Origin of the sequence: Pseudoalteromonas sp. T1lg24, from assembly GCF_002964745.1 — a bacterium.
Lineage (GTDB): Bacteria > Pseudomonadota > Gammaproteobacteria > Enterobacterales > Alteromonadaceae > Pseudoalteromonas > Pseudoalteromonas spongiae.
In genome coordinates, this window is sequence record NZ_PQCB01000016.1 from 745,494 (window position 1) to 762,921 (window position 17,428).

The 17,428-nt window shown below is 41.0% G+C and carries 20 protein-coding genes and 2 tRNA genes; 11 read left to right on the forward strand and 11 right to left on the reverse strand.

Annotation, left to right across the window (positions count from 1 at the left end; genetic code table 11):
- The first annotated feature begins 56 nt into the window (after window positions 1–56).
- Window positions 57–905, forward strand: a complete 849-nt coding sequence (locus C2M30_RS10850) for a DUF72 domain-containing protein (protein WP_105171631.1) — start codon at window positions 57–59, stop codon at window positions 903–905.
- 6 nt (window positions 906–911) lie between these two features.
- The gene (locus tag C2M30_RS10855; protein ID WP_105171632.1) at window positions 912–1,442 is read left to right on the forward strand and encodes a M48 metallopeptidase family protein; all 531 of its coding nucleotides are present in this window, start codon (window positions 912–914) and stop codon (window positions 1,440–1,442) included.
- An 18-nt stretch (window positions 1,443–1,460) separates the two neighbouring features.
- On the opposite strand, the gene C2M30_RS10860 is transcribed toward C2M30_RS10855, so the two are convergent.
- The 3 genes from C2M30_RS10860 to C2M30_RS10870 form a co-directional block, all read right to left on the reverse strand.
- On the reverse strand, window positions 1,461–2,207 hold the full coding sequence (locus C2M30_RS10860) for a zinc-dependent metalloprotease family protein (RefSeq protein ID WP_054978426.1): 747 nt from the start codon (window positions 2,205–2,207) through the stop codon (window positions 1,461–1,463).
- A gap of 23 nt (window positions 2,208–2,230) precedes the next feature.
- Window positions 2,231–2,968 (reverse strand): hypothetical protein, encoded by a 738-nt coding sequence (locus C2M30_RS10865; protein WP_105171633.1) that lies wholly within the window; start codon window positions 2,966–2,968, stop codon window positions 2,231–2,233.
- Between the two features lie 166 nt (window positions 2,969–3,134).
- A complete protein-coding gene (locus C2M30_RS10870; protein ID WP_100913107.1) occupies window positions 3,135–3,818 on the reverse strand; it encodes a DUF3334 family protein in 684 nt (227 codons plus the stop codon).
- Window positions 3,819–4,266: 448 nt separating this feature from the next.
- On the opposite strand from C2M30_RS10870, the gene cmoA reads away from it, so the two are divergent.
- The 6 genes from cmoA to C2M30_RS10895 all read left to right on the forward strand — a co-directional run bounded on the left by cmoA (window position 4,267) and on the right by C2M30_RS10895 (window position 8,541).
- Complete coding sequence (cmoA, locus tag C2M30_RS10875) at window positions 4,267–4,989, forward strand: carboxy-S-adenosyl-L-methionine synthase CmoA (protein ID WP_100913106.1); 723 nt, start codon at window positions 4,267–4,269, stop codon at window positions 4,987–4,989.
- Between the two features lie 11 nt (window positions 4,990–5,000).
- On the forward strand, window positions 5,001–5,969 hold the full coding sequence (cmoB, locus tag C2M30_RS10880; RefSeq protein WP_105171634.1) for a tRNA 5-methoxyuridine(34)/uridine 5-oxyacetic acid(34) synthase CmoB: 969 nt from the start codon (window positions 5,001–5,003) through the stop codon (window positions 5,967–5,969).
- Window positions 5,970–6,160: 191 nt separating this feature from the next.
- On the forward strand, window positions 6,161–7,201 hold the full coding sequence (gene purM / locus C2M30_RS10885; protein WP_105171635.1) for a phosphoribosylformylglycinamidine cyclo-ligase: 1,041 nt from the start codon (window positions 6,161–6,163) through the stop codon (window positions 7,199–7,201).
- A complete protein-coding gene (purN, locus tag C2M30_RS10890) occupies window positions 7,201–7,839 on the forward strand; it encodes a phosphoribosylglycinamide formyltransferase (RefSeq protein ID WP_105171636.1) in 639 nt (212 codons plus the stop codon). Before purM ends, purN begins: the two co-directional genes overlap by 1 nt.
- A gap of 7 nt (window positions 7,840–7,846) precedes the next feature.
- Window positions 7,847–7,978: a hypothetical protein gene (locus tag C2M30_RS21955; protein WP_267894199.1), complete on the forward strand. Its 132-nt coding sequence runs from the start codon at window positions 7,847–7,849 to the stop codon at window positions 7,976–7,978.
- A 2-nt stretch (window positions 7,979–7,980) separates the two neighbouring features.
- Entirely contained in the window at window positions 7,981–8,541 is a 561-nt protein-coding gene (locus tag C2M30_RS10895; protein WP_234004711.1) for a DUF3108 domain-containing protein, read from the forward strand.
- Window positions 8,542–8,664: 123 nt separating this feature from the next.
- On the opposite strand, the gene C2M30_RS10900 is transcribed toward C2M30_RS10895, so the two are convergent.
- From C2M30_RS10900 to C2M30_RS10910, 3 genes are all read right to left on the reverse strand, one after another.
- Window positions 8,665–9,429, reverse strand: a complete 765-nt coding sequence (locus tag C2M30_RS10900; protein ID WP_105171637.1) for a class II glutamine amidotransferase — start codon at window positions 9,427–9,429, stop codon at window positions 8,665–8,667.
- A 75-nt stretch (window positions 9,430–9,504) separates the two neighbouring features.
- Complete coding sequence (locus tag C2M30_RS10905; RefSeq protein ID WP_105171638.1) at window positions 9,505–9,975, reverse strand: DUF4124 domain-containing protein; 471 nt, start codon at window positions 9,973–9,975, stop codon at window positions 9,505–9,507.
- Window positions 9,962–10,387, reverse strand: coding sequence for a hypothetical protein (locus C2M30_RS10910; protein WP_105171639.1), 426 nt, complete (start codon window positions 10,385–10,387; stop codon window positions 9,962–9,964). The genes C2M30_RS10905 and C2M30_RS10910 overlap by 14 nt, the downstream gene beginning before the upstream one ends.
- A gap of 217 nt (window positions 10,388–10,604) precedes the next feature.
- Between C2M30_RS10910 and fadE the strand changes: the two genes are divergently transcribed.
- Window positions 10,605–13,055 (forward strand): acyl-CoA dehydrogenase FadE, encoded by a 2,451-nt coding sequence (gene fadE / locus C2M30_RS10915; RefSeq protein WP_105171640.1) that lies wholly within the window; start codon window positions 10,605–10,607, stop codon window positions 13,053–13,055.
- A 100-nt stretch (window positions 13,056–13,155) separates the two neighbouring features.
- Entirely contained in the window at window positions 13,156–14,316 is a 1,161-nt protein-coding gene (locus C2M30_RS10920) for a hypothetical protein (RefSeq protein WP_105171641.1), read from the forward strand.
- Window positions 14,317–14,351: 35 nt separating this feature from the next.
- Here C2M30_RS10920 and C2M30_RS10925 read toward each other — a convergent pair whose 3' ends face one another.
- Window positions 14,352–15,428 carry a DUF6136 family protein gene (locus C2M30_RS10925; RefSeq protein WP_105171642.1) on the reverse strand — a complete coding sequence of 359 codons (1,077 nt, stop codon included), beginning with the start codon at window positions 15,426–15,428 and terminating at the stop codon, window positions 14,352–14,354.
- Entirely contained in the window at window positions 15,421–16,053 is a 633-nt protein-coding gene (locus tag C2M30_RS10930) for an ABC transporter ATP-binding protein (protein WP_234004712.1), read from the reverse strand. Before C2M30_RS10930 ends, C2M30_RS10925 begins: the two co-directional genes overlap by 8 nt.
- 92 nt (window positions 16,054–16,145) lie before the next feature.
- On the opposite strand from C2M30_RS10930, the gene C2M30_RS22045 reads away from it, so the two are divergent.
- Window positions 16,146–16,673 (forward strand): prepilin-type N-terminal cleavage/methylation domain-containing protein, encoded by a 528-nt coding sequence (locus C2M30_RS22045; protein ID WP_105171643.1) that lies wholly within the window; start codon window positions 16,146–16,148, stop codon window positions 16,671–16,673.
- A 33-nt stretch (window positions 16,674–16,706) separates the two neighbouring features.
- On the opposite strand, the gene C2M30_RS10940 is transcribed toward C2M30_RS22045, so the two are convergent.
- The 3 genes from C2M30_RS10940 to C2M30_RS10950 form a co-directional block, all read right to left on the reverse strand.
- A complete protein-coding gene (locus C2M30_RS10940; RefSeq protein WP_105171644.1) occupies window positions 16,707–16,973 on the reverse strand; it encodes a hypothetical protein in 267 nt (88 codons plus the stop codon).
- A gap of 277 nt (window positions 16,974–17,250) precedes the next feature.
- Window positions 17,251–17,327: transfer RNA gene (locus C2M30_RS10945), tRNA-Asp, on the reverse strand.
- A gap of 22 nt (window positions 17,328–17,349) precedes the next feature.
- Window positions 17,350–17,426, reverse strand: a tRNA-Asp gene (locus C2M30_RS10950).
- Between the last annotated feature and the right edge of the window lie 2 nt (window positions 17,427–17,428).

Here is a 17,428-nt window from a genome sequence, read left to right on the forward strand (position 1 = left end):
AGAGTAAATTCCGTCTTTGATAAACTACAAAAATTGCTCATCAAATAATTTTCTAAATGCTGTATTTAGGTTGCCCACAGTGGTCCAGTAATCACTGGAAAGGTCGAGTGTTCACACGCCACTGTAAAAATAATGAAATGCTTACGCAATATGCCCAAATTTTTAATACTGTTGAGGGCAATACCAGCTTTTACGCCGACCCTACGCCAACAGCAATTAATAACTGGTATCAAAGCACTGGTGATGAATTTCGCTTTACCTTTAAAATACCGAAACGTATTTCGCATCAAATGGCGCTAGAAGGCATAAATCAAGACCTCAAAGATTGGCTCACCTTATTTGAACCCTTACTGCCAAAAATAGGTTCTGTAATGCTGCAGTTGCCCAAATCATGTTCGCCCGCTTATATGCCACGAATTGAGCAATTTATTCAAATTTGGCCAAAGCACATTCCATTATCCATTGAAGTAAGACACCTTGGCTTTTTCAAAAAAGACGACAATGAAAAGCATTTTAATCAGCTACTCATGCGTCACAATGTTGACCGCATTATAATGGATACCCGAGCACTCTTTTCTGAGCCTGCTAATACAGATGCGATTATTGATGCGCAAAATAAAAAACCACGCGTGCCTGTCAATGTTATCGCAACCGGAGAAAAGCCGATTATCCGTTTTGTTGGTTGTTCGACATTAAAAAACAATCACGCCTTTTATGCGCCTTGGGTCAAAAAAATAAAACAATGGCAAAGTGAAGGTAAAACACCGTATGTCTTTTTTCATACTGCCGACAACCACGACTCAGCCCAACTTGCCCGTCAATTTTGTCAAGATGGTGGCTTTAACCACAATGTGTTAGCGCCTTTTCCTGCGCAAACAGAAACAAAACAAAACGACTTATTTTAGGTATTTATGTCAGCAATCGATAAAACCTCACCGTACATGAATTACTTTAACGGTTACCCTGAGCCAATAAGAGCGCAGGTTAACACCCTGATAAGCTCAGGTAAGTTAATACAATACTTTAAGAAAAAATACCCAAGCGGCCATCAATATAATTCTGAAAAAGCGCTTTATGAATATACCAACACGCTAAAACAACAGTTTTTGAAAAATGCCGCAAAGTTAAACTCGGTAAAGTATGAAAAGCGAAAAGACTTGGTGCTCAATGCACTTGGTACGCACACCTTTAAACGACACGCACACGGTAAAAAGCTTAAAGCTCAGCACCATATTGCGGTGGCAAATCAATTAAAATATGCACCTTTAGAGGTTTTGAAAGCGTTAGTCGTTCATGAACTCGCGCATTTTAAAGAAAAAGACCATAACAAAAGCTTTTACAACTTATGCTGCCACATGCAAGCAAACTATTTTGAATGTGAATTGGATCTGCGCTTATTTATGGTGTTGTGTGAAAAAGGAGAGAATTTTTACTCTCCTTAACAGGGATGCTTTAAAAAATTATTTAAAGCTAGCGATTTGGTCGCGCACAGCATTTACCGTTTTGTGCGCGTATGATTGGCCTGTTACGCCATACGGGTAACTACCAAGGCTCCAATTTGGGTTAGAAAAATAGTCGTACTGTGTTGCACTACCAAACACATGCGGATACGCCATAATTGAAGCAAATACATTTTGTACGCCATGACCCATGCCATCAACATACACGCCACCACGCGTATCACCTTGCTTACGTGAGTGCGCTAATCCCATATTATGGCCAAGTTCATGAACAAAGGTCGTGGCACCACAATCTACCGCTGTAATGCTATACATTAGATCACTTGACGAATTGTATAAGCGACCGTTGCTGCCTTGACCAACCCACGCAATACCGCATGAAATTAAACCCGAATTATCACCAACGGCTTGACTAGTACCCAGTAATGCAACCATATCTGCACGTGTTTGGTTACGGTAATTTTGAATGCTTGAACTGTTTGTTAATGAACGTAGCATACCTTCTGTTGGCTGTGCGCTGACATTACCAATACTTGAAGAGCCTACTAAGCGTAACGTAATGTTATTGCCATTTTGGCTATATACTTGATTTGAAAACGAGATTAACTGGTTGATTTTAGTGTTAATGTTACCCGTTTTACGCGCTGCTTCATCTGTGTATAACACTGCAATATCAATTGTTGCTGCATAAGCGTTAGACGCAAGTAAGGCTGCCGCTACTGCAGCCGATTTTACCATTTTCTTCATTTTGATTTCCCTTTTAGATTGGCTTATTTGCCATTATCGACCACCGAAATGGGGTCATGATTATGTGATGACGCGTGGTCATCGCTATCACCTTGGTTTGGCATATGCTCAACATGATTTTTATAAAGATCACGTTTAGCGGCTATCCAACCATACTGATTTTTAGATTCAAATGCATAGTTACCTGACGGTACCGTAAATTGGCCGTAAAGCGCGTCACTGCCAACCGTCAGCACGGTATTATGAAAACGCCCATCGCCTCCCACCACTAAGGCATGAACACTTTTATCCCCATTGGGAAAAACCGTTACCTTAGTGACTTCCGCTGAAAATTCTTCAGCCGTTTGTGGTATTGCCATATCAAACGTATTGCCCTCTTCAAGCGCCCGTAACGCGTCGAGATCAAATTCAACATAGTGCTCACCGTTTAAATCCGAAGGAATAAGCCCTGCATCGGCTAAATAATGTTTTGCTTCTGGCGACGATTTGATGATATTGCTGTAATGACTTTTTGCTTGCTCAGAATTATCGGCCCCTTGTGGCTTTGCTGGCTGAACTGTGATTTCTATTTCATCCGTGGTAACGTCTTTTCCTGCCCCTAAAGTACCAGCGGCGAGCACTAATTCGCTTGGCTGTTCTGTGGCAACAACCACAGACTCAACTTGCTGAGCAGGCTGCGTGTGCTCATCAGATATTCCATATAAATAGGCAGCACCCACAACTAGAGACACAAGGATTAAAATCACGACTTTAATTTTCATAACTTACTTTTTTGTTTTCTGTTTTGGGTACAAAATATTAAAGAAATGACCAATAAACAACCACCTGTTAACAGTTGTTTACTAAGTTTATTATGAGGAACAATGATTTAGCTGCAGATACAAAAAAGGCCTCACAAATGAGGCCTTAATAAATTGGTAAAAGGTTTTACAAACCAAGGTCTGCCATAAAGTCGTCGTCAATATCATCGTTTGCCGATGATTTTACTTCAGCTTTTTTTGTTGGCTTTGCTTTTTCACTGGCAATAATATCGTCTGGATCAACAGCTTCAGCAATATCAAAATCATGCAGTTTGATAAACTCGGTTTTATCCATTGCGAGTTCTAGGTAGAAGATATTTTGATCTTCTGTGGTAAACGTAACGCGGCGTGCTTGCGGTCTATCCATGGTGGTATCAACAGAGATTTGAACTTGCTTATTAATTGCCATCATTTTTGGCTGGTTCTGCGTAATGGATGTATGTAATTGCTCACGTACCTTATTGGTAAAATCACCGACAACTTGGTTCATAAGTTCACCAAGCACATTTGATACGTCGTCTGATAAGTGGCTCTTAGCAATCTCACTTTCTGGCATACCCATATTACGCATATAGTCGCCATAAATTTCCATCGCAGCTTGCGCGGTGAAGTTTTTCACAACAAGACCAGTAAATCCACCGTCAAACAGCACAAAGCAGCCGATATCGGGGCGCATACAGGTGCGTGTTATTTTCTGCACCATCGCAGAATAGGCAATTTTGTTATTGGTTGCCGCCGACAGCACTTCGGTTACGGATTTACACAAGGTCGCTAAAATATCTTCGGTACTGATTGTATTATTTTTTCTCATTCTTACTCTGCCTAGGGTCTGTTGATCTTTGCTGTTCTATTTTTGTTCTCTTTGAGCGTGCTTTTATCGCGGCGCTCGATGTGTGGCCTAGCTATCTAAGCGAATATCGAGCAACAATGAGAAAAGTGCGCTCAAAAGAACCGTTCGGCAGTGCTTGATTGGGTTTTCTACTGTGTTATCGGCTGACTCACATAGAATAACTATGCCACGCAGCCTCTGCCTTGTATAAAACCCAATCAAACTGCTGCAAAAACGAACTTGAAAGGTCAACAGACCCTAGAACTGCAACTATATTGAGTATAGACAGCAAACTACACCTAATTAACAAAAGAGAAAACTAAATTTTACTAAAAACATCAAAATTTTAATTAATGATTGTTTGAAGGCACTGACTAATGACGAGAAAAAACGTAAAATATCCCGATTAAAAGCTTGAGAGATCACGCAAGTGAGTAAAGACAATATTTACGCTAACCAACAAGCGGTTAAGGATTTTACCTTTGATGAACGCGTTGTTGAGGTATTTCCAGACATGATCCAGCGCTCTGTGCCTGGCTACGCAACCATTGTAAGCACAATGGGCAAGCTTGCGGGACAATATGCGCAAAACAATTCCAATTTATATGATTTAGGCAGCTCGCTTGGCGCGGTAACGCTGAGCATGCGCCGTAATATCGACAAACAAAATTGCCAAATTATCGCGGTTGATAATTCTGCGGCAATGGTTGAGCGCTGTAAACTTCACCTTGAGGGTTTCCGTTCAGATGTACCTGTCACAGTTGAATTAGCCGATATCAACGAAATTGAAATAAGCAATGCATCTGTGGTGGCGCTCAACTTTACGTTGCAGTTTATTCCTCAGCCGCAGCGTTTTGCCTTGTTAGAAAAAATCTACCAAGGCTTAAAACCCGGTGGTGTGTTACTACTGAGTGAAAAAATTAAAGGTGAAAATACCTTAGTGGATGATTTGCTGATTGACCTTCACCACGATTTTAAACGTGCCAACGGTTACTCAGAGCTTGAAATAAGTCAAAAACGCAGCGCAATTGAAAATGTAATGCGCCCAGAAACACTCAATGCACATTTTGAGCGCCTATCAGAGATTGGCTTTCAACATACCCAAGTGTGGTATCAGTGTTTTAACTTCTGCTCAATGATTGCAATTAAATAATAGGTTTAGAAATGAATAACTGGTTTACTGACTTTTACGCAGCAATTGCAAAATCACCATTAAGTCATTGGTTAGAAACACTGCCTGCGCAGCTTAGCCACTGGCAACGCGAAGCGCAGCATGGCGATTGGCCTAAATGGGAAAAAGTACTTAAAAATTTACCTGAGTCAAATACCAAGCACATTAATATTCAAGATAAAGTTGAGTTTGGTGAAGCATCTGAGCTAAGTGAAGGGCATACTAAACAGCTTGAGCATTTGCTAAAACGCATGATGCCTTGGCGTAAAGGCCCCTTTACTATTCATGGCTTGCATATTGACACTGAATGGCGCAGCGATTGGAAGTGGGATCGTCTATTGCCGCATATCTCAGATTTAACCAATCGTACCGTACTGGATATCGGTTGTGGTTCAGGGTATCACTTATGGCGTATGCGCGGCGCAGGTGCTGAGTTTGTTGTGGGTATTGACCCATCAGATCTGTTTTTAAGTCAATTCCAAGCGATTAAACACTTTAATCCAGACCCTAATGTGCATCTTTTACCGTTAGGCGTAGAGCAATTACCTGAACTAAAAGCGTTTGACACGGTATTTTCGATGGGTGTGTTATATCACCGTCGCTCACCGATTGATTTCTTATCACAACTGAAAGCACAGTTACGCCCAGGCGGTGAGTTAGTGCTTGAAACCTTAGTGGTTGAAGGGGACGTAAATACCGTACTAATGCCAACTGACCGCTACGCAAAAATGCGTAATGTTTGGTACATCCCTAGCACCGCTGCATTAACCTTGTGGTTAGAGCGCGTTGGTTTTAAAAATGTACGTGTGGTAGACAATGACCAAACCTCACTTGAAGAACAGCGTAAAACCGATTGGATGACCACAGAGTCACTGGCGGATTTCCTTGATCCAAACGATGTAAACAAAACCATCGAGGGCTACCCTGCTCCGCTTCGTGCCATCTTAATTGCCGAAGCCTAAGCGTCTTCACACTCTAAGTTACTCTCAAGCAAGCGATTATTTGTTTGCTTGAGAGCCACACCCTACACTTCTTTAAACTTCTTGGACAAATGTCCTCATCCAGTTGCAATAAATGTGGTAGCAACGCATGAAATCAGGTAAAATGCGCGCAATTTTTTATGCAACCCACATGCAACCGTTAAGGAATTTCCGTGAGCGAACAGAAACAATCTTTAAGCTATAAAGATGCAGGCGTAGATATCGACGCTGGTAACGCATTAGTTGAACGTATCAAAGGCGTAGTTAAAAAAACTCGTCGTCCAGAAGTAATGGGCGGCATTGGTGGTTTTGGCGCACTTTGTGAACTACCAACTGGCTACAAAGAACCAGTACTTGTTGCAGGTACCGACGGTGTTGGTACTAAATTACGTTTAGCAATTGACCTTAAAAAGCACGATACCGTTGGTATCGACTTAGTTGCTATGTGTGTGAACGATTTAATCGTTCAAGGTGCTGAGCCACTGTTTTTCTTAGATTACTACGCAACTGGTAAACTAGACGTTGATGTTGCTGCTGACGTAGTAACAGGCATTGGTAAAGGTTGTGAGCTTTCTGGCTGTGCACTTATCGGTGGTGAAACTGCTGAAATGCCTGGCATGTACGAAGGTGACGACTACGATATGGCTGGTTTCTGTACCGGTGTTGTTGAGAAATCAAAAATCATCGACGGCACTAAAGTAGCTGCAGGCGACCAACTAATTGCTCTTGCATCAAGCGGTCCACACTCAAACGGTTATTCATTAATCCGTAAAGTACTTGAAGTGTCTGGTGCTGATACAAATGCTGAGTTTGAAGGCAAAACATTAGGCGAGCACCTAATGGAACCAACGCGTATTTACGTTAAATCAATTTTAGAGCTACTAAAAGATGTTGACGTTCACGCGCTATCACACATCACAGGCGGTGGTTTCTGGGAAAACATTCCACGTGTATTACCTGAGTCTGCAAAAGCAGTAGTTAAAGGTGATAGCTGGCAATGGCCTGCTGTTTTCAACTGGTTACAAGAAAACGGTAACATTGAAACACACGAAATGTACCGTACATTTAACTGTGGTGTTGGTATGATTTTAGTTGTGCCTGCAGATAAGCTTGAGCAAAGCTTAGAAATCTTAAAGGCACAAGGCGAAGATGCATGGCACATTGGTGAAATCCAAGCTGCTAGCCAAGGCGAAGAGCAAGTAGAAATTATCTAATGACTAGCAAAATTGTCGTTTTAATTTCTGGTAGCGGCTCTAACCTTCAAGCCATTATTGATGCGGTTAAAGCGGGTCAAATTAATGGTGAAATCTGTGCGGTTATTTCTAACCGCCCAGATGCTTATGGCCTTACCCGCGCTGAAAATGCCGGCATCGAAACACTTGTGCTTGACCATAAAGAATTTGATAGCCGTGAAGACTATGATGCAGCGTTAATGGATAAAATTGACGCTTTTAGTCCAGATCTAGTTGTATTAGCTGGTTTTATGCGTATCCTAACTCCTAGCTTAGTGCAAAATTATTTAGGAAGAATGTTGAACATTCATCCGTCTTTGTTGCCTAAGTACCAGGGTCTGAATACCCACCAAAGAGCATTGGACGCAAAAGACAAAGAGCATGGAGTTAGCGTACACTTCGTTACCGAAGAGTTAGACGGCGGTCCTGTTGTTTTGCAGGCCAAAGTTACTATTGAGTCGGACGATACAGCGCAAACGTTAGCCCAACGTGTTCATCAACAAGAGCACATTATTTATCCTTTGGTGGTTCAGTGGTTCTGTGAAAAACGACTAACAATGGAAACAGATAATGCAGTTCTTGATGGCCAAGTTCTTCCAAAGCAAGGCGCTACAATCTAAATTTCTTATGGGTGCGGTACTTACCAGCGCCCTTTTCTCGCCATTTATTTCGGCAACACCAACACAACTTCATTCATATCAAGCTGAATACGACATTCTACGCCAAGGTGAACGTCATGGCAGTGATTTCGCCGCCTAAATGTGTCAGAGCAAGGCTGTGAGTTAAGTTATAAAAGCGATATCAAATGGATGATTTTCAATGATAAACGCTCCGAACACGCCGAGTTTTATTGTGAAAATGGTGATATAAAACCATTAAGCTACGTGATGGAACGTACCGGCACGGGCCCTGATCGCAAGTACACATTAAATTTCAATCACAACAAAAAACAAGTGATGTCGAATCGCTCAAAGTACCCGCTTGAAATTAACTGGGAAACTGGCGTGCAAGATTTAATGACTTATCAAGCGAAAATGCGCTTGGATTTAATGGCAGGGAAAAAAGTATTTGATTACCCTATCGTCGATAAAAAGGGGAAAGCTCGCCATTATAAGTTTGAGATATTAGGCACAGAGACCATTACACTGCCTTATGGTAATGTCGAAACAATCAAAGCCAAGCGCGTTTACAACAGCGATAAACGCCAAGCCTTAGCATGGTTTGCGCCAAGCATGGATTATTTACTCGTGCGCATGTGGAAAGGTGAAAAAGGCGTAGAGCAATTTGACGTACAATTGAAAAGTTACGAAGTTAAAAAGTAATTTTGAATCTATTTAAAACAAAAAAGCAGCGACCATTCGCTGCTTTTTTAATTCATTTATTTCGATAGAAAACGGCGCAGTTAATCACGTGTGTTCATCGACAAAATGAGATATCAATAGAGACTATACTGGCACGCCTAGCTTAAATAATACAAACTCACCACCGCTCATTTTGTGCCACGATTCATTATTGGTAAGTGGCCTGGTTGCGATAACCGTCACGATGTCATTTGGTGTGGTTTCTGTTTTAAAATCAACAATCATATCTGCATCAATTAAACGCGCTTCGCCAAACGGTGCTTTACGCGTGATCCAATGTAAATTGTTTGAGCACACCGCTAATACGTAAACACCATCACTGAGTAGCATGTTAAACACGCCTTTATCTTGCAGCTGAATTGCTAATTTTGCTGCATAACGAAAAACCGGTTTCATATCACTCGGCTTTTTCGGATATTTTTTACGAATTTCATCTAAAATCCAGCAAAACGCCAACTCACTGTCAGTATTGCCCACAGGCTTGTAAAAGTCGGGCTTTAGGTCTTGATAATTCGAAAGTTGTCCGTTGTGCGCATAGGTGATCTCTCTGCCCCATAATTCACGCGTAAAGGGGTGCGTATTTTCAAGACACACACGACCGCGATTGCCCTGACGAATATGACTTATTACCGAACAACTTTTTATTGGGTACGCTTTTACTAATTTGGCAATCTCAGACGTGCAGCTAGGTTCAGAATCTTTAAAAGTACGACATCCTTTACCTTCATAAAAAGTAATGCCCCAACCATCTTTATGCGGCCCTGTATTACCGCCACGCTCTAATAAACCTGAAAAGCTAAAACAAATATCCGTTGGCACATTCGCTGACATGCCGAGCAATTCACACATTGCACAACCCCATAATAAATTTAGTTAATTCTAACCATAATCTAAACCGAGTTAAAGTAATCTAAAGGCTATCTATTAGAGATTATCGAGTACTTTTTGTTGTTGTTTTGCGCGCATTTCAAGTTGCTTTTTAACAAGCTCTGCATCTGTTTTAAGCGTATTTACGCGCTCGAAATAACTTTTATCGGTATCATTGTGTTTGCGCGTTTGATCGCCTGGCAACTGTGCCTCTGGCCATTCAACTTTTTCGGCAGGTAGCACCGTAAGCTCAGGTAATTCGGCTTGCTTAGCGCCTTCTATTGGCATATCTGAATAATGTGTAACGCCTTTTTCATCAACCCACATATACACATTCACCGGCTTTTCCTGCGTAGTGCTGATGTTTGGCAATTCAATGTCATTAGGAATAATTGTTTTAACACGCTTTACTGAATCCAGTAGATCATTTACAGAAAATACAGTTTCGCCGTTTGGTAATTTAATAACAAACAGCCCAATAATTGCGATTGCTAATAGCGTAAATACATAATAACTAAATCGTTTCATCTTCAAGCTCTCGGTATTCAAGCATTGCTTTATTATCAAGAAATAGAAACCCAGCCCACGTAAACAAACTCGTGACCAAAGCAATTAATACTGTTGACGCTTCTCTTGGCAATGAAAGTAGAACAAAGTATGCAGGTATAGATAACAAACAAAATACTGAAACTTCGCTAATTTTTAATATTTTTGAGAGAAACCAAATGGCAGCAGCTGAAATTACCGCGCCAAACAACATAGCAAACGCATAAGACATCAAACCATTTGCGTGCATATAATTTCCTAATGGCAAATCAGTATAGCCAAGAACAAAAGCCACTATTAGCAAAATACTTGCGATACCAATAAATAAGCCAAGTGCATATTTAATTGAAATGAACGCAAATGAATTAATCTTGTCATGGATGACCGAAAGCATGTTAATTCCTTTTAAACACAAATAGATAAGTTTACTGACAAAATACTAACAATTATTTTATGAAAGCCATAGCTATTTCATGTGGTTAGCTATAATTAATAGACTGCTTGAGTGCACATTTGTACGCTCAAAAAACCAATAATTTGTCTTGAATCTCTTGTACTGAAAAGCTAATCTTAAAGAGAATCTGGTCAGACCTCTTACAAGGATAATAACTATGACTGCTTTATTCGTACTCGGCTTGCTTGGTTGCTTAGCGATTGCTAGCTACCACAGAGCAAACTGGCATACCCATTTAACCGTTGCTGCTGCGGTATTGGTGATTGGCTCATTTATGGGCGCTTTCGCTATGATCAGCTGGCTAATTTTCTTAGCAATTGCGATTCCATTGTCGGTGACAAGTATTCGTCGCCAATACATTGTTGAGCCTATTTTCAAAGCATTTAAAAAAGTGACGCCAAGCATGAGCGACACAGAAAAATCAGCGATTGATGCAGGTACAACATGGTGGGAAGCAGACCTATTTTGCGGTAACCCAAACTGGAAAAAAATGCACCAGTACCCAGTTCCGCGTTTAACTGCCGAAGAACAGGCATTTATCGATGGCCCAGTAGAAGAAGTATGCGCCATGTTAGATGACTGGGAAGCAACCCATGAACTAACCGACCTACCGCAAGATGTTTGGCAATATCTAAAAGATAATAAATTCTTTGCCATGATCATCAAAAAGCAATATGGCGGTCTAGAATTCTCTGCATTTGCACAATCGTGTGTGCTGCAAAAACTAACTTCTAAATCAACGCTATTATCGTCTATCGTTGGTGTTCCTAATTCATTAGGTCCAGGTGAGCTATTACAACACTATGGAACTAAAGAACAAAAAGACCACTACTTACCAGGTCTTGCGAAAGGCGATGAAATTCCATGTTTTGCACTTACTTCACCGGAAGCAGGTTCTGACGCGAGCTCAATCCCTGATTTTGGTATTGTGTGCAAAGGTGAATGGAACGGTGAAGAAGTGTTAGGTATGCGCCTAACGTGGAACAAGCGTTATATTACGCTCGCACCAGTTGCAACTGTGCTTGGTCTTGCATTTAAACTACGTGACCCTGATGGATTACTAGGTGATAAAGAAGATTTAGGCATTACTTGTGCCCTTATTCCAACAAATACACCTGGCGTTAAAATTGGTCGCCGTCACTTCCCGCTTAACGTACCGTTCCAAAATGGTCCGACGCAAGGTGAAGAGGTATTTGTACCAATTGATTACATTATCGGTGGCGCGAAAATGGCTGGTCAAGGCTGGCGTATGCTGGTTGAGTGTTTATCAGTTGGTCGTGCAATTACACTGCCTTCAAACTCAGCAGGTGGTATTAAGGCGCTAGCAATCGCAAGTGGTGCTTACAGCCGTATTCGTCGTCAGTTCCGTTTACCAATTGGTAAAATGGAGGGTATCGAAGAGCCATTAGCAAAACTTGGTGGTTATGCTTACAGCTCAGACGCGGCAGTTTCTATGTCGACAGGTGCAGTTGATTTAGGTGAAAAACCATCAGTAATCTCTGCTATTTTAAAATATCACCTAACAGAGCAAATGCGTGATTCAACTAAACACGCTATGGATATTCATGGAGGTAAAGGCATTTGTTTAGGCCCAAATAACTACCTAGGTCGTGGTTATCAAGGTGCGCCAATTGCCATCACTGTAGAAGGTGCAAATATCCTAACGCGTAATATGATTATCTATGGTCAAGGCGCGATTCGTTGTCATCCGTTTGTGTTATCTGAGCTTGAAGCATGTAACATTGAAGACAAAGAAGCAGCGCTTGCACAGTTTGATAAATCACTTATGGGCCACATTGGCTTTACCATTTCGAACTTTGCACGTACTGCATGGCTTGCCCTAACAGGCGCACGCTTTACTAAAACACCATACGATGATGAAACAGCATTATTTTACCGTACTGCAACACGTTACAGTGCATCGCTTGCGCTAATGTCTGATATTTGTATGGCGGTATTTGGTGGCTCATTGAAGCGTAAAGAGCGTATTTCAGCACGTTTAGGTGACTTACTAAGCTACCTATATCTAGTGTCAGCAACACTTAAGCGTTACAACGATGAAGGTCGTCGTAAAGAAGACTTCGCACTTGTTCAGTGGAGCTGTCAAGACCACTTATACCTTTGCCAACGCGCACTTGCTGATCTTATCAACAACATGCCGTTTGCACCGCTTCGTGGTTTCTTAAAGCTAGTACTGTTCCCTTGGGGTCGTCCAATTCGTAAACCAACTGACGAATTAGAGCAAAAGGTAGCACGTTTACTGCAGACACCAAGCGAAACGCGCGACCGTTTAGCACATAATATTTATGTTACTAACGAACCATTAAACTTAATTGGTCGCCAAGAGCAAACGCTAAAAGATATTCTTGCTGTTGAACCTATCTTCGACAAAGTATGTCGTGCCAAAGGCGATAAACTGCCATTCTTTGCACTTGATAAAGTGGCAGAGATGGGACTTGAGCTTGGTGCAATTACAAGTGATGAAGCCGAGCAATTAAAAGCAGCAGAAGTTGGCCGCTTACAAGTTATCAATGTAGATGATTTTGACCCTGCAGACTTATTGGCAGGTAAAGCAGCGCACTCTGTTAAGAAGGTAAAAGCTGCATAAGCGACTTCTTAACCTATTGATTGTGTTATAAACTAAGCCAGCATTTGCTGGCTTTTTTATGCCATTAGCAAAAAAATAAAAATAACACAAAGGGATTGGCATGAATAAATTTTTGCTCGCATGTATCACTGCTGGCTTATTATTAGCTGGACTATACATAGCATTAAGTGAATCATTCACGCATTCAGTGCAATCTCAAACTAACACATCTTCGCAAATTAATAACGATACCAACACCAAGACGTTACTTTCGCCGCAAACTGATACTTTAGAGCAGCAACAACATCACACAACACAAAATGAATCTGAAAGTGACATTTCTTCAGAAACCATAACACTCTGTGATGACAAAGACGTTGACTTTTTTGCGCTTGAGCAGCTCGCTAAACAGGTAAGTAACAACCATGGTATTTTCGATAATCACACATTACTTGCTACCCTTAAAGACAACGCGGCCACACTTGAAAGTAAAATTACCCATGCTTTATTGTCTTACGCGCAAAACCCTGAACAGCCCCACCCTTTAATCACCCTTTTTAGTGAATATCCAAATAACCGCTATCTTGCTCATCACACACTGCTGGCGTGTACAACTCAAGTCTGTGACGAACAAACGATTCAATCAGCACTTAATACTGATCGCAATAACGGCGCGAGCTGGTTGGCATATGCCAGCTTGATAGACCCGAAAGAAGACTCACAACATACGCTAAATGCAATTAACAACGCTGCCAATGCACAAGATTACAATGAATATCGACAACAAACGTATTATTTCTACGATGAAACGCTCAATCAACTGAATATCAATAATGACTTATTATTTCTTATCGGTGTTGAAAGTATTCTCGCAGCCGCGCCAACTCCAAGTTTCAGCACAATTAACAAAACCTGCAGTAACGTGACGCAAGATGAAGTTAGATTACTTGATGCCTGTATCAATATTGGTGAGCGATTAGAACAAAGCCAAAGCACCCTAATTTCAACAGCAATAGGCATTGCCTTGCAACGAAAGGCATATGAAGTGAGTAATGACCAAAGTGAAATCGCATTTTTAAATGAAAAAACTCAAAACTTTCAAAAACTGCTCACTCAAAGCAGCCTCGCAACGCAACTTATGTGGCAAAGTGAGCAACTCTTTAAGAATTATATTCAGGTTATTAAAAACAGTAATGAGGTAGCTGCAACTCGCTACCTTGTTGAACAAGCGATCACTCTCAGTAACGAACCTGACTTTGATCCATGTGTTAGCAATTGGTAGTGCTAAACTGAACCCTGTCAAACCATATTTATGGGTTAATACACCCAATAGTTAATCGTTACCATTAAGCCATTAATCACAAACCAGCCAAGGGCATAGTGTGTTGGTTTATACTTAGCAAACGCAATTGTTAACGCCGAAGCGATGGCAAAAATAATTAGGCTTTGCAAACTCACTACAATCAATTGCAAACTCATTAAACCTACAACTGCCAAGCTCATAGGCACAACATATTGACCGTAAACTAACGTATTTGCATTGCGTAAACTGTTTAACCACAATTTGTACTGTATCACGCATTCGTTTTGATTAAGTTGCTGACTTGATGCAATATAAACAATAAACGGCGATATAAAACAATGAACAAAAAACCCCAAATCTGGCCGTCGTAAATTTAGTACATTTGCACATACCCATAAGGCAAGTAACATTAATAAACGCCACCAAACTTCGGCAAAAGCATGGCTATGATAACTGACCCAAAAACCAAGGTTAAACCTCGTCAGCCGTTTGAAAGCTAAGTCATTTGGCCAAAATGCAACGCCAACTAGCAGTGCAATATAACTGGTTAACAACCAAAGCAAGCTTAAATCAAATAGCACTGGCAACAGAATGACCGTAATTACATATAACTTTATTCGTGCAGGTTTGAAGGTGGCAACAAATCCACTGCCGAGCACACAAATGCTAAACAGTACAAAATGAATGCTTTGCTGCCATTTGCTCAAGTCTAACGACAACAATAAAGGCACACTCAATATAAATACTAAATTACCGGCTAAAGCCAACGCATAATCACATAACACGCGCATTTCTTTGCTGGCAAATGAGCGTTGATAAAGACGGTGTTTTACATCAAGCGCACCTTTGCTCAATGCAACACTGAGTTCACTTTGCATAACGATTAATGCAACCGATAATAAAATACTTAACATTGGGTCTTGCGTCATAACTTTGCCAAGCGCAAGGTAAATGAGCAGAATAAGTGCAGGAAAAGCGGTATACATAAACAGCGCTAAAATAACGCCTAATTGCTTTAATTGACCCAATTGTTCAGCAATGAAATGATGAAAAGCCGCAATGCGATATTCGAAAAATGAAAAATTACGCACTTATCAACGCCTGTACTTCAAACCCTGATTGTAAAAATGGCTCAGGCTCATGACTGGTTAAAATCACTTGGCCTTGAAACTCATCAATACACGCCAGCAGCACGGGCACGCTTTTGTGCTCAAGTGCCGCTGTGGGCTCATCCAATAGCAACACTGAGGCTTTGCGCATAAACGCATTTATCAGTTGAAGCTTTTTAAGGTTACCACTCGAAAGGTTAATCACTTTAGTGTGTAAAAAGTCATTAAAGCCAAAGCGCTTAACCAAGCTTTCAAGATTGTCACACTCTTGATGCATAAGCGTTAAATCTAATACTTGTTTAGCCGTTAGAAATTCTGGAAAGATAATTTTATCACTCGCTAAAGCGACATTCGTTTGTAAAAACCGGGCATTGGCGCTTTGCTGTTGCAGTAAAATCTCGCCTTGTTGAAATGATTCCAACCCTGCAAGCATGGCTAATAAGGTTGATTTACCAAGGCCATTTGGTCCGGTAATTAAGACACGCTTAGAAGTAAATTGGCAGGTATAATCTGAAAACACAACTTTATCAAAATAAAGTTTGGTTAAACTGCGTATTTGAAACAAACGACCTTCCCTTTCATCTTGAATGCGTTTTGGAGTACACATTTTGCTTATTTATGCACTTATAGTCAAAGACTTATGATTAGCTATACTATAAACTACCAGAAAATATCACAGTAATCAGAGGCAATACACCAATGAAAAACCATGGCTTTACACTTATTGAACTGATCATTGTGATTGTTATTTTAGGCCTACTTGCAGTCGTTGCAGCACCTAAATTCTTAAACTTGCAGCAAGCGTCACGCATTAGTGTGTTAGAAGCAACAGCCGCTTCAATGAAAACCACTGCAGAGCAAGTTCGCGCGAAAGCGTTAGTGCAAGATGTTAAAAATGGGAATGTTCAGCTCGATGAACTTGGCATTAGTGTACTGGTGTACAACGGCTATGTTGAAGGTTACTGGAATGGCGCTTGGCGTTACATTTTAAACATTGGCAAAGAAATTCCATTTACATCAGCAAGCGCTGTATGCACGGCAAATAGTTTATGCGGCGTGGGTAGGCAACAAACTGCACCAGGCTTTCCTCTTGCTACAAACGGTGCACAAGGGCTTATTCTTATTTGGCCAGAAGGATTACGTCTTAGTGACGAATGCTATGCTTTTTATTACAACCAAGAAGATGGCACAACGCCAAACACAGGGGTTGTCACAACTGGGTGTTAGAAGCCAACAATTTGTTGGCTTACAGTAAGAAAGTCAGTTTTTTTCGTTTCCGAAGCACTGCTTTAAACTAAACAGCATACCTTTTTTCAAACCATCGACATACAAACTCGTGCGCAGCGTGCCCTCTGCATTTTCACCACGCATAATACCACCAGCGGTATACTTAAAAAGTACATCATTGCCTTTTACCTTTTGGCATAGCTCACGTTCTTTGACTTGGTAGCCGACAGCAAATCCCCAAGGCCACATTGCTGTCATCAACCCGACAACAATTACCCCTGATATAACAACCTTTTTCATTAATTTCTTTCCAAAAAAAATTGCCATAGCGTAAACGTGGAAAACTGAATATTGAATTAATTAATCACAAAGTATTGCGGTAAGTAGTTGTGAGATACTGAATTTATCTCAAAAATAAGTCAGAGATTTAAGCGCGATATAAGAATACGTAGCGCTCAGCGAATGAAATTACGAAGAGCAGCGATGCTGAAATAAAGTAATATATTACTGATTTAAAATAGAAAAATTTAGAAAGAAAGCGTAAAGCTTATCATCATAAAAAAAGGGGAATATAAAATGGCGGAGTGGACGGGACTCGAACCCGCGACCCCCGGCGTGACAGGCCGGTATTCTAACCAACTGAACTACCACTCCGCATCGGGGAGAAATTTGCTAATGGCGGAGTGGACGGGACTCGAACCCGCGACCCCCGGCGTGACAGGCCGGTATTCTAACCAACTGAACTACCACTCCGC

What these genes read in the sequence shown, in the direction of transcription:
- C2M30_RS10850 (WP_105171631.1), top strand. Translation starts at nt 57, where the DNA reads ATGCTGTATTTAGGTTGCCCACAGTGGTCCAGTAATCACTGGAAAGGT.
- C2M30_RS10855 (WP_105171632.1), top strand. Translation starts at nt 912, where the DNA reads ATGTCAGCAATCGATAAAACCTCACCGTACATGAATTACTTTAACGGT.
- C2M30_RS10860 (WP_054978426.1), bottom strand. Translation starts at nt 2,207, where the DNA reads ATGAAGAAAATGGTAAAATCGGCTGCAGTAGCGGCAGCCTTACTTGCG.
- C2M30_RS10865 (WP_105171633.1), bottom strand. Translation starts at nt 2,968, where the DNA reads ATGAAAATTAAAGTCGTGATTTTAATCCTTGTGTCTCTAGTTGTGGGT.
- C2M30_RS10870 (WP_100913107.1), bottom strand. Translation starts at nt 3,818, where the DNA reads ATGAGAAAAAATAATACAATCAGTACCGAAGATATTTTAGCGACCTTG.
- cmoB (WP_105171634.1), top strand. Translation starts at nt 5,001, where the DNA reads ATGAATAACTGGTTTACTGACTTTTACGCAGCAATTGCAAAATCACCA.
- purN (WP_105171636.1), top strand. Translation starts at nt 7,201, where the DNA reads ATGACTAGCAAAATTGTCGTTTTAATTTCTGGTAGCGGCTCTAACCTT.
- C2M30_RS21955 (WP_267894199.1), top strand. Translation starts at nt 7,847, where the DNA reads ATGGGTGCGGTACTTACCAGCGCCCTTTTCTCGCCATTTATTTCGGCA.
- C2M30_RS10900 (WP_105171637.1), bottom strand. Translation starts at nt 9,429, where the DNA reads ATGTGTGAATTGCTCGGCATGTCAGCGAATGTGCCAACGGATATTTGT.
- C2M30_RS10905 (WP_105171638.1), bottom strand. Translation starts at nt 9,975, where the DNA reads ATGAAACGATTTAGTTATTATGTATTTACGCTATTAGCAATCGCAATT.
- C2M30_RS10910 (WP_105171639.1), bottom strand. Translation starts at nt 10,387, where the DNA reads ATGCTTTCGGTCATCCATGACAAGATTAATTCATTTGCGTTCATTTCA.
- fadE (WP_105171640.1), top strand. Translation starts at nt 10,605, where the DNA reads ATGACTGCTTTATTCGTACTCGGCTTGCTTGGTTGCTTAGCGATTGCT.
- C2M30_RS10920 (WP_105171641.1), top strand. Translation starts at nt 13,156, where the DNA reads ATGAATAAATTTTTGCTCGCATGTATCACTGCTGGCTTATTATTAGCT.
- C2M30_RS10930 (WP_234004712.1), bottom strand. Translation starts at nt 16,053, where the DNA reads ATGTGTACTCCAAAACGCATTCAAGATGAAAGGGAAGGTCGTTTGTTT.
- C2M30_RS22045 (WP_105171643.1), top strand. Translation starts at nt 16,146, where the DNA reads ATGAAAAACCATGGCTTTACACTTATTGAACTGATCATTGTGATTGTT.
- C2M30_RS10940 (WP_105171644.1), bottom strand. Translation starts at nt 16,973, where the DNA reads ATGAAAAAGGTTGTTATATCAGGGGTAATTGTTGTCGGGTTGATGACA.